Annotated in this window: 11 protein-coding genes; 10 read left to right on the plus strand and 1 reads right to left on the minus strand. The window is 64.2% G+C overall.

What is annotated here, in order from left to right; all coding sequences use genetic code 11:
- The first annotated feature begins 63 nt into the window (after nucleotides 1-63).
- From acs to Mlute_RS05435, 3 genes are all read left to right on the plus strand, one after another.
- Nucleotides 64-2,010: an acetate--CoA ligase gene (acs, locus tag Mlute_RS05425; RefSeq protein ID WP_119359730.1), complete on the plus strand. Its 1,947-nt coding sequence runs from the start codon at nucleotides 64-66 to the stop codon at nucleotides 2,008-2,010.
- 99 nt (nucleotides 2,011-2,109) lie between these two features.
- Entirely contained in the window at nucleotides 2,110-2,721 is a 612-nt protein-coding gene (locus tag Mlute_RS05430) for a TetR/AcrR family transcriptional regulator (RefSeq protein WP_119359731.1), read from the plus strand.
- 158 nt (nucleotides 2,722-2,879) lie between these two features.
- Nucleotides 2,880-3,407 (plus strand): GNAT family N-acetyltransferase, encoded by a 528-nt coding sequence (locus Mlute_RS05435; RefSeq protein WP_119359732.1) that lies wholly within the window; start codon nucleotides 2,880-2,882, stop codon nucleotides 3,405-3,407.
- A 4-nt stretch (nucleotides 3,408-3,411) separates the two neighbouring features.
- On the opposite strand, the gene hpaR is transcribed toward Mlute_RS05435, so the two are convergent.
- Complete coding sequence (gene hpaR, locus Mlute_RS05440; RefSeq protein ID WP_245958856.1) at nucleotides 3,412-3,885, minus strand: homoprotocatechuate degradation operon regulator HpaR; 474 nt, start codon at nucleotides 3,883-3,885, stop codon at nucleotides 3,412-3,414.
- A gap of 115 nt (nucleotides 3,886-4,000) precedes the next feature.
- On the opposite strand from hpaR, the gene hpaI reads away from it, so the two are divergent.
- The 7 genes from hpaI to Mlute_RS05475 form a co-directional block, all read left to right on the plus strand.
- Nucleotides 4,001-4,942, plus strand: a complete 942-nt coding sequence (gene hpaI, locus Mlute_RS05445; RefSeq protein ID WP_119359733.1) for a 2,4-dihydroxyhept-2-ene-1,7-dioic acid aldolase — start codon at nucleotides 4,001-4,003, stop codon at nucleotides 4,940-4,942.
- 9 nt (nucleotides 4,943-4,951) lie between these two features.
- Entirely contained in the window at nucleotides 4,952-5,746 is a 795-nt protein-coding gene (locus Mlute_RS05450) for a fumarylacetoacetate hydrolase family protein (RefSeq protein ID WP_119359734.1), read from the plus strand.
- Nucleotides 5,743-7,260: a 5-carboxymethyl-2-hydroxymuconate semialdehyde dehydrogenase gene (hpaE, locus tag Mlute_RS05455; protein WP_119359735.1), complete on the plus strand. Its 1,518-nt coding sequence runs from the start codon at nucleotides 5,743-5,745 to the stop codon at nucleotides 7,258-7,260. The genes Mlute_RS05450 and hpaE overlap by 4 nt, the downstream gene beginning before the upstream one ends.
- A 12-nt stretch (nucleotides 7,261-7,272) precedes the next feature.
- The gene (gene hpaB / locus Mlute_RS05460; protein WP_119359736.1) at nucleotides 7,273-8,730 is read left to right on the plus strand and encodes a 4-hydroxyphenylacetate 3-monooxygenase, oxygenase component; all 1,458 of its coding nucleotides are present in this window, start codon (nucleotides 7,273-7,275) and stop codon (nucleotides 8,728-8,730) included.
- Nucleotides 8,731-8,733: 3 nt separating this feature from the next.
- Nucleotides 8,734-9,219, plus strand: coding sequence for a 4-hydroxyphenylacetate 3-monooxygenase reductase subunit (hpaC, locus tag Mlute_RS05465; RefSeq protein ID WP_119359737.1), 486 nt, complete (start codon nucleotides 8,734-8,736; stop codon nucleotides 9,217-9,219).
- Nucleotides 9,216-10,184, plus strand: a complete 969-nt coding sequence (gene hpaD, locus Mlute_RS05470; protein WP_119359738.1) for a 3,4-dihydroxyphenylacetate 2,3-dioxygenase — start codon at nucleotides 9,216-9,218, stop codon at nucleotides 10,182-10,184. Before hpaC ends, hpaD begins: the two co-directional genes overlap by 4 nt.
- Before the next feature lie 81 nt (nucleotides 10,185-10,265).
- Nucleotides 10,266-11,100, plus strand: an 835-nt coding sequence (locus Mlute_RS05475) for a 3-hydroxyacyl-CoA dehydrogenase family protein (RefSeq protein ID WP_245958857.1), incomplete at its 3' end; no start/stop codon positions are given.

Consider the following 11,100-nt stretch of genomic DNA (forward strand, 5'->3'; position numbering starts at 1 on the left):
GCTCACAATCAAAAAGACCCCCTGGGTGCATCCTTGCTCTCTACCCCAACTTAGGAGAGAACTATGGAAAAAATCGAAGCGGTTCTAAAAGAGGAGCGGGTCTTTTACCCCTCTGAGGCCTTTCGGCAGAAAGCGCGCATCAACCAGCTCCAGGAGTACGAGACCCTCTACAAAGAGAGCCTAGAACAGCCCGAGGCATTCTGGGGACGCGTGGCTGGAGAGCTGCACTGGTTCCAACCCTGGCAAAAGGTGCTGGAGTGGAACCCCCCCAACGCCAAGTGGTTCATCGGGGGCAAGCTCAACCTTTCCTACAACTGCCTAGACCGGCACCTGGAAACCCGAGGCAACAAGGCGGCCATCCTCTTTGAGGGGGAGCCAGGGGACTCCCGAATCCTCACCTACCAGCAGCTCCACCGGGAGGTCTGCAAGTTTGCCAACGTGCTAAAAAGCCTGGGTGTGCAAAAGGGCGACCGGGTCACCATTTACCTACCCATGATTCCCGAGGCGGCCATAGCCATGCTGGCCTGCGTGCGCATCGGCGCAGTGCACTCGGTGGTCTTTGGCGGCTTCTCGGCCTCGGCGCTGGCCGACCGCATCAACGACGCCCAGGCCAAGGTGCTCATCACCGCCGATGGTGGCTACCGCAGAGGCGGCGTCGTGCCCCTAAAGGCCAACAGCGACGAAGCCTTAGCCGACACCAAGAGCATCCAGCACGTGGTGGTGGTCAAGCGCACCGGGCAAGAGGTTCCCATGCAGGCTGGCCGGGACCACTGGTACCACGAGCTGATGGCGGACGCCTCCGCGGTTTGCCCGGCCGAGCCCATGGACGCTGAAGACCCCCTCTTCATCCTCTACACCTCCGGCTCCACCGGCAAACCCAAAGGCGTGCTGCACACCACCGGGGGCTACTCGGTCTACACCTACCTTACAACCCGCTACATCTTCGACCTGCAGGAGAACGACACCTATTTCTGCACCGCCGATGTGGGTTGGATTACCGGACACAGCTACGTGGTCTACGGCCTATTGCAAAATGGGGCCACCACCCTCATGTACGAAGGTGCGCCCAACTTCCCCAACGAGGGGCGCATCTGGAGCATCATTGAGAAGTACCGGGTGAACATCCTCTACACTGCCCCCACCGCCATCCGGGCCTTCATGAAGTGGGGGGAGGAGTGGCCGCGCAAGTACAACCTCGAGAGCCTGCGTCTGCTGGGCTCGGTAGGCGAGCCCATCAACCCCGAGGCCTGGCTGTGGTACTACCGGGTCATCGGGCAGGAACGCTGCCCCATTGTGGATACCTGGTGGCAGACCGAGACCGGTGGCATCATGATCACCACCCTGCCTGGGGTGCACCCCATGAAGCCCGGCCATGCCGGGAAGCCCTTCTTCGGCGTCAAGCCCGAGATTGTGGACAGCTCAGGTCAAGCGGTTACCAATCCCGACGAAGGGGGCCATCTAATCATCGAGCGGCCCTGGCCCTCCATGTTGCGCACCGTCTGGGGCGATCCGGAGCGTTTTGAGCGGCAGTACTTCTCCCAGTACCCCGGCCGATACTTTACCGGAGACGGCGCCAAGCGCGACGCCGATGGCTACTACATGATCCTAGGCCGGGTGGACGACGTGCTCAACGTATCGGGCCACCGCCTGGGCACCATGGAGATTGAAAGCGCCCTGGTCGCCCACCCTGCCGTGGCCGAAGCCGCGGTGGTGGGCCGGCCTGACCCTATCAAGGGCGAGGGCATCGTGGCCTTTGTGACCCTAAAAAGCGGGCACAACCCCAGCCCCGAGCTAGCCCAGGAGCTCAAGGCCCACGTGGTCAAGATGATTGGGGCCATCGCCCGGCCCGACGAGATTCGCATCACCGATGCGCTGCCCAAGACCCGCTCCGGCAAGATTATGCGCCGCCTGCTCCGCCAGGTGGCCGCAGGCGAGGAAATCAAAGGGGACACCAGCACCCTGGAAGACCGCGCGGTGGTAGAGCGGCTTAAGGCCTCCAGCCCACATTGAGCCCCTGCCCCCACCACACCCGGCGGGGCAGGCCTACGGGGGGAAACCAGAGGGGCTGCATTGACCCCCTCGAGCCCACCCCCTATACTCTTCGCCAAGGTGGCAAACAACCGTTCGTTTGAAGAAGGAAAGGCGGAGAGAGGAAGCCGCCGAGACGAAATCCTGAGCGCAGCCGGGCGCCTGTTTAGCCGAAGGGGTTTCCACGCCACCTCCATGCGCGACCTGGCCCGGGCGGTGAACCTCCAGGGAGGGAGCCTCTACGCCCACATCGCCTCTAAGGAGGAGGTGCTCTTTGAGCTGGTCAACCGGGCCGCAGATCAGTTCCTAAGCGTCGCCCAGGCCATCCCCGAGGACCTTCCGGCCAAGGAGCGGCTCACCCGCTTGGTCCGGGCCCACCTGCAGGTAATTGCCCGGGAGCTGGACAACGCCACGGTTTTTTTTCACGAGTGGAAATTTCTGCGACCCGAGCTGCAGGAGAAGATAAAGGCCCGCCGGGACGAGTACGAAGGGCACTTTCGCCAGATCATTGAGGCGGGGGTCAAGCAGGGGGAGTTTGAGGTAGAGGACGTCCGGCTTGCTGCACTCTTCGTCCTCTCCGCGCTTAACTGGACATATCACTGGTACCGGCCAGAGGGAAAGCTGACCCTAGAGGAGCTGGCCCAGGCCTACTCCAACCTGATTCTGCGCACCCTGGGGACGAAGGCAGCCTGAGCAGCCTGCTAAAATCCCATACAGGGCCCTTTCTCGGCCCGGCCAGATTCCTCGCTCCTTGGCGCGAGGCCAGAGGTAGGTTTCCCCGTTCTTTTACAACGCCTGGGGCGCCAGCCCAGCTTCAAAACCGAGCAGTCCAACCTGGGAGGATTCCAAGCATGGTGCTTTTACGCCCACTGGTCATGAGCGACCTCAGCCGCATCCTAGCCTGGAGCCAAGACGAGGCCTTTTGCCTGGCCAACGGCTGGCCCTTGGGCCTGTCCCCCGAAAAGCTACAGGACTGGTTCGTGCGGCTTCTGAACAACCCCCCTGCCGACCTGGTGCGCCGGGGCATTGTGCTAACCGGGGAGGAAGACCCCGAGGAGCAGCTGGTGGGGTTTGTTGACCTACGCGACCTCAACCTCCTGGAAAAGCGGGCCCGGCTGCGCATCGCCATCGGGGAGGAGGCCCACCGAGGCCAAAGGGTGGGCCACGCCGCCGGAAAACTAATGCTGGAGTACGGCTTCACCGAGCTGGGCCTGGAGCGCATCACCGCCGAGGTCCACGGCTCCAACCTGGAGATGCGCAGCTTGCTGGAAGGGCTGGGCTTTACCCTAGAGGGCATCTTGCGTCAACACGAGACCCACCAGGGCATCAAGGAAGACGTCTACCTTTACGGGATGCTGCGGCAGGAGTTCAGTGGGTAGGCCCTCAGCCGTTCTGACCCCGTGCCAGCCCCTGCTCCAGCTCCTCCAAAAGGGCGTAGAGCAGCTCGAGCTTCTCCTGACCCAAAATCCCCTCTATCTCCGCGTAGACCGCCACCACCTCGGGCTTAATCCGCTCCACCAGGGCCTGGGCCTTCTCGGTAAGGGCCACCCGTGTACTCCGGCCATCGGCCCGGTTGGCCTCCCGCCGCACCAAGCCCCGCCCCTCCATGCGTTTTAGGATACCGGTCATGCTGGGCAATAAAATCCGGCACTGCTCGGCCAAAGCAGAGACTTCCAGGCCCTTCTGGCCGTCCAGGGCCCGCAAAACGCGCCACTGCTGCTCGGTCAGCCCGTAGCGGGAGAGCACCTGCCGAAAGCGCTGCACTACCGCCTCACGGGTGCGCAGGAGGGCCATCGGCAGCGAGTGGGTCAGGTCGCGCAGCAAGCGGGAGGCGTCTGGGGAAAGGGGGGAGGCCATAGGCTACCTCGGAGGGGCAATTGTACTTTGGCTTGCAAACACTGCCCCATAGATACTTAACATATTAAGTACCTAAACCGACCGCATAGCAAGCTAGGCCACACAAAGGAGCGCAATGGTTGAGTTCAAAGGCAGCATCGTACCTCTGGTGACCCCCTTCAAGAACGGCGCGATAGACGAGGCGGCCCTCGAGCGGCTCATCGAGCGGCAGATTGAGGCCGGGTCCCACGCCCTAAGCGTAGGGGGCACCACCGGCGAGCCGGGGGCTTTGAGCCTGGAGGAGCGCGAGTACCTCATAGAGCGGGCGCTGCGCTTCATCAAGGGCCGGGTCCCCCTTTTGGCCGGGACCGGAAGCCTGCGGCTGGACGAAACCCTAAGGCTCACCCAGGCCGCCCACCGGATGGGGGCCCAGGGGGCCTTGGTCATCACCCCCTACTACGTAAAACCCAACCAGGAAGGGCTTTACCGCTTTTTCGGCCAGGTGGCCCAAAGCGTCCCCGAGATGCCCATCGTGCTCTACAACATCCCGGGGCGCACCGGGGTGGAAATCAAGGTGGATACCGTGGCCCGCCTGCGCCGGGACTTCAAGAACATCGTGGGCCTCAAGCACTCCTCCAAGGATGTGGAGTACGTCTCGGAGCTCTTGCGCCGGGTGGGGCGGGACTTCAAGGTGTATTGCGGCCTTGAGGCCCTCACCTTTCCCATGATGTGCGTGGGCGCGGTGGGCACCATCGCCGCTACGGCCAACTGGTTGCCTAAGGAAACCGCCCAGATGTGCCAGCTCACCCTGGAGGGCCGGTACAAGGAGGCCCTCGAGCTGCACTACTACGGGCTCGAGGCCAACGACGCGGTCTTCTGGGACACCAACCCCATCCCCCTCAAAACCGTGCTGTCCTGGATGGGCCTGTGCGAGAAGGAGTGGCGGGAGCCCCTGGGCCCCACCACCCCCGAGGTAGAGGCCCGGCTGCGGCGGATGGCCGAGTCCTATGGCCTGATACCGGCCCAAGGGAGCCACCCGCCGGTGCTCCCCGACCCGGCTGGGAAGCAGTACGTCTGAGGGTGTGGCATGAAGCTGGCCCGCTTTATCTCCAAAGGCCGCCTCCTGCAAGGACGGCTGCAAGACGGGATGCTCATTGACCCCGCCGGGGAGGCCCACCACCCTGAGGAAGTGGTCTGGCAACTTCCGGTGCAGCCAGGCAAGGTGCTGGCCCTGGCGCTCAACTTCGCCGAGCACGCCGAGGAATTCGGCCTCCGAAAACCCACCGAACCGGCCCTCTTTTGGAAACCCAACACCAGCTTGCTCCCCCACAAGGGCACCGTGGTCTACCCCCGGGGGGCCCGGTTCATGCACTTTGAGTGCGAGCTGGCGGTCATCATCGGGCGCCCTATGCGTCGGGTCAAGGCCAAGGAGGCCATGGACTACGTGGGGGGCTACACCATCGCCAACGACCTGGTGGTGCGCGACTACGTGACCAACATCTTCCGCCCGCCCATCCGGGCTAAGGGCTGGGATACCTTTGGGCCGCTGGGCCCCTTCTACGTGACCGCCGACGAGGTGCAAGACCCCCATGGGCTGGCCATGCGGGCCTACGTGAATGGGGAGCTGCGCCAGGAGGCCAGCACCCGGGGCATGCTCTTTAGCATCCCGGAAATCCTGGAATTCATCAGCCGCTTCATGACCCTGGAGGCCGGGGACGTAATCCTCACCGGAACCCCCAAGGGCATCTCCCAGGTCAGACCTGGGGACCTGATGCGGATGGAGATAGAAGGACTAGGAGCCCTGGAAAACCCCATTGAGTGGGAGAGCGAGGAGGCCGAGCCGGTGGTTTCGGAGGAAGGAGAGCGCTCGCTGGTGCTATGAATGTGCTGCAGAAAAACCAACCCATCAGCCCAGAGTTCATCGCCCGGGTGCGAAGCGAGGTGGCGTCCCAGACGGTCGCCCATTTCATCAACGGCGCTTTTGTCCCTGGGACGCGGGACGAGCGCTTTGAAAGCCTTGATCCCTCCAACAACCAGGTCCTGGCCTGGGTCTACAAGGGCCATGTTGAGGACGTGGACAGGGCCGCGAAAGCCGCCCAAAGGGCGTTTTTGGAGTGGAGAAAAAGCGCTAAAGCCCGCAAGGGGTACCTTCTCAAAATCGCCGAGCTTCTAGAAAAGCACACCGACGAGCTGGCCGTGCTGGAGTGCCTGGATGCCGGGCAACCCCTGCGGATCGTGCGCGCCCAGGTGGCCCGGGCCGCGGAGAACTTCAGCTTCTACGCTGAGTGGGCCGAGCGGGCCATGGAGGGGCAGACCTTCCCGGTGGACCAGATCTGGCTCAACTACTCCGTGCGGGTTCCGGTGGGGGTCTGCGGCATCATCACCCCCTGGAACGCGCCTTTGATGCTCTCCACCTGGCGCATCGCCCCGGCCCTGGCCTTTGGGAACACGGTGGTCCTGAAGCCCGCCGAGTGGTCCCCCCTGACCGCTTGGAAGCTGGCCCAAATCTTCCAGGAAGCCGACCTGCCGCCAGGGGTCTTCAACGTGGTCCAGGGCCTCGGAGAGGAGGCCGGCGACGCGGTGGTGCGCCATCCAGCCATTCCCCTTATCGCCTTCACCGGCGAGACCACCACGGGCAGCCTCATCACCCAAAACAGCGCCCCCTACCTCAAACGGCTCTCCCTCGAGCTGGGCGGAAAATCGCCCGCCATCATCTTTGAGGACGCCGATTTGGAGCGGGCGCTAGACGCCACCATCTTCCAGATATACAGCTTCAACGGGGAGCGCTGCACCGCCAACAGCCGCGCGCTGGTCCAGGAGAGCATCTTTGAGGAGTTCCTAAGCCGCCTAGCCGAGCGCACGGCCCGCGTCCGGGTAGGGCACCCCCTGGAGCCCGAGACCGAGGTGGGCCCTTTGATTCACCCCGAGCACCTGGAGCGCGTCCTGCGCTACGTGGAGATTGGAAAGCGGGAGTCCCAGCACATCCTGGGCGGCGAGCGGGTCGGCAGTGAAGGCAACTACCTGCGGCCTGGGCTCTTCGTGGCGGAAAACCACCACACCATCGCCCAAGAGGAGATTTTTGGCCCCATCCTGACGGTGATTCCCTTCAAGGACGAGGCCGACGCCCTACAAAAGGCCAACGACACCAAGTACGGCCTGGCCTCCTACGTCTGGACCAAGGATGTGGCTCGAGCCCACCGCGTGGCCCTGGCCCTGGAAGCGGGCATGACCTGGATCAACTCCCACAACGTGCGCCACCTGCCCACCCCCTTTGGGGGGGTCAAGTTCTCCGGCACCCACCGGGAGGGCGGGGCGCACAGCCTGGAGTTCTACACCGAGCTCAAGCACATCGCCGTACCCCTTGTGGAGCACCCCATCCCCAAGTTTGGCAAGTGAGAGGAGGCCCCCATGGCACGCAGCGGCAAAGAGTACCTGGAAGCCCTCAGGAAGAACCCACCCAATCTTTGGTACAAAGGCCAGCGGGTAGAGGACCCCACCAGCCATCCGGTCTTCAAGGGCATTGCGCACGCGCTCGCCCGGCTTTACGACCTCCAGCACGACCCCCGCTACCGGGAGGTGCTCACCTACGAGGCGGGGGGCCGGCGCTACCCCACGAGCCTGATGCCCGCCCGCAGCAAGGAAGACCTGGCCCGGCGGGGCGCGGCCTACAAGGTCTGGGCCGACGCCCACCTGGGCATGATGGGGCGCAGCCCTGACTACCTTAACGCGGTGCTAATGGCCTTTGAGCAGAGCGCGGAGTTCTTCGGGGAGTACGCCGAAAACGTGCGGCGCTACGTGCAGTACGTGCGTGAGAACGACCTCTGCACCACCCACTGCCTGACCAACCCCCAGGTCAACCGGGCCAAGAGCAACCTCGAGCAGGCCGACCCCTACATCCCCTTGGGGGTTTTCAGCGAAAGCGCAGACGGGATCGTGGTGCGGGGGGCCCGGATGCTCTCTACCCTGCCCACCGCCGACGAGCTTTTGGTCTTCCCCAGCACCCTGCTAAAGGAGGGACCTGGCGCTGACCGCTACGCGGTGGCCTTCGCCATCCCCACCAACACCCCGGGGCTGCACTTTATCAGCCGCGAGGGCCTGCGGGGAGGAGACTCGAGCTTTGACTACCCCCTCTCCAGCCAGCTCGAGGAGATGGACTGCCTCACGGTCTTTGACGATGTCTTCGTCCCCCGGGAGCGCATCTTCATCCTCAAAGACCTGCAGCGCTGCAACACCGCCTACGCCGAGACCGGGGCCCTGATGCACATGGCCCACCAGGTGGTGGTGCTCAAAACCGCCAAGACCGAGGCCTTCTTGGGGCTCGTTTCGCTCATGGCCGAGGCCATCGGGGCCGATGTCTTCCCCCACGTGCAGGAAAAAATCGCCGAGGTCATCGTCTACCTCGAGGCCATGAAGGGCTTTTGGGCCCGGGCGGAGCGGGACGCCAAGCCCAACCGCTACGGCCTTTACTGCCCTGACCGGGGGGCCATTGACGGGGCCCGCAACCTCTACCCCAGGCTCTACCCGCGCATCAACGAAATCGTCCAGCAGATCGGGGCTTCAGGCCTGATTACCCTACCCTCCGAGGCCGACTTTGAGGCCCCCATCGGGCGGCACCTGGAGAAGTTCCTACAGTCCGCCAGCCTACCGGCCCGCGAGCGGGTGCAGCTCTTCCGGCTTGCTTGGGACATGACCCTCTCGGGCTTCGGCGCCCGCCAGGTGCTCTACGAGCGCTTCTTCTTCGGCGACCCGGTGCGGATGTACCAGACCCTCTTCTCGGTCTACGACAAGGAACCCTACAAGGAGCGCATCCGGGAGTTCTTGGGTTGGAAAAAGCAAGCCCAGCCGGAGGCCATCGCGAGCGGTTAGGTCATGGAGATCGCCAAGCCCACACTCTCCGAGCAGCTCCGCCAGGCCATGGGCCACTGGCCCAGCGGGGTGGTGGTGGTGGCCGCCCGGCACGGCGCGGAGGTTCGGGGGATGACCGCCAGCAGCTTCACCAGCGTGAGCCTCGAGCCCCCCCTGGTCCTGGTCTGCGTCAACCGCTCGGCTTTGCTCTGGCCGGTTCTGGAAAAGGCCGGCCGGTTTAGCGTAAACCTTCTCAAGGAAGGGCACGAGCACACCTCGGCCCACTTCGCCGGACAGCCCCTAAAGGGGTACGCCCCCTTGAACGAGGAGGAGGTCCCGGCGCTGGAGGAGGCCCTGGCCACCCTCTACTGCCGCACCTGGGCGGTCTATCCTGGCGGCACCCACCAAATCGTGGTGGGCCAGGTGGAGCGGGTGCGGCTGAGCCAAGGGGAAAAGCCCCTGCTCTACTGGAACCGTGGCTACCACAGGCTCAAAGGAGGCGAACCATGAAGGTCCCCCAGATCGTTCGCATCGCCCATGCGGTCCTTTATGTAACCAACCTCGAGCGCGCCCGCCGCTTCTACGTGGACCTCCTGGGGCTCAACATCCTGCACGAGCGGGAAAACGCCTTGTACCTGCGCGGCACCGAGGACCGGGAGTGGACGCTGAAGCTCGAGCTGGCCCCCGAGCCGGGCGTGAAGCACCTGGCCTACCGGGTGGCGGACGCTGCGGAGCTAGAGGGGCTGGTAGAGCTGGCCCAGGAGCTAGGCCTCCCCTACCGATGGGAGTCAGAACAGGACCGGCCTAGGCTCCTGCGGCTACAAGACCCTTTTGGCGTACCAGTGGCCTTCTACGCGGAGAGCCAGAAGTACCCCTGGCTGCTGCAGCGCTACGACCTGCACAGGGGCCCGGGCATCCAGCGCATAGACCACATCAACGTGATGACCCCCCAGGTGGAGGCCATGACCCGCTGGTACATGGAGCGGCTCGGTTTCCGCCTATCGGAGTACACTGAGGACGACGAAGGGCGCATCTGGGCGGCCTGGATTCACCGCAAAGGCAACGTGCACGACCTGGCCCTCACCAACGGCACCGGGCCCCGGCTGCACCACCTGGCCTACTGGATGCCCGACGCCATGAGCATCATCCGGGCCTGCGACATCTTGGCCGGCGCGATGGAGACAGAGGCCATTGAACGGGGACCCGGCCGGCACGGGGTCTCCAACGCCTTCTTCCTGTACCTCCGCGACCCTGATGGGCACCGCATTGAACTCTACACCTCCGACTACAGCACGATAGACCCCGACTTCGAGCCCATCCGCTGGCACCTAAACGACCCCCGGCGGCAGACCCTCTGGGGGGCCAGAACGCCCAAGAGCTGGTTCCTGGAAGGCTCGCTGCTCGAGGCCTTTGAGGGAGGCTTTGTACCCACCACGGAGTCCGAGCTCAAGGGGCTTCCCCAGCACGTCATCTAAGACCTTGACAGCGGAAAAACCAACCGATACACTTACGGCCAAAAAACAAACGAGTGTTTGTTTGGTCAACGAGGAGGCGGGGTGAAGGAGACGGTAGCGGTTTTGGGCGCAGGCATCATGGGCCGAGGGATTGCCCAGGTGGCGGCCACGGCGGGCCACCCGGTACTCCTCTATGACCCCTATCCCGCAGCTTTGGAAAAAGCCCTGGCGGATACCGAGGCGGAGCTGAAGAAGCTGGCCGAAAAAGGGCGACTTTCCAGGACCGAGGAGGTTCTGGGGCGCATCCGGCCTACCCAAACCCTAGAGAACTGCGCCCAGGCCCACCTGGTCATAGAGGCGGTGCCTGAGCAGCTCGAGCTAAAACAGGAAATCCTGGGCCGGCTAGGTGGGCTCAACCCCCACGGGCTTCTGGCCAGCAACACCTCCACCTTCTCCATCTCGGCCATCGCGGCCAAGGTGCCCAACCCCTCCCGGGTGCTGGGGCTGCACTTCTTCAACCCCGCCCCGCGCATGAAGCTGGTGGAGGTAATTGGAGGAGAGAACACCGACCCGGCCCAGTTGGAGCGGGCCCTGGAGCTCATGCGGGCCTGGGGTAAGGAGCCAGTCCGGGTCAAGGACGCCCCCGGATTTCTGGTCAACCGGGTGGCCCGGCCCTTCTATGGGGAAGCCATCCGGCTCCACGCCGAAGGGGTACCCAAGGAGGCCATTGACTGGGTGATGCGTGGGCTGGGCTTCCCCATGGGGCCCTTTGAGCTGATGGACCTAATAGGTCTGGACACCAACCTGGCCGCTTCCACCTCGGTCTACCAGGCTTTCTACGGGGAGCCCCGCTACCGGCCCCACTACCTGCAGCACCAGAAGGTGGCCGCCGGGCACCTGGGGCGCAAAAGCGGCCAAGGTTGGTACCGCTACCCCC

The organism is Meiothermus luteus, assembly GCF_003574085.1.
GTDB lineage: Bacteria > Deinococcota > Deinococci > Deinococcales > Thermaceae > Meiothermus > Meiothermus luteus.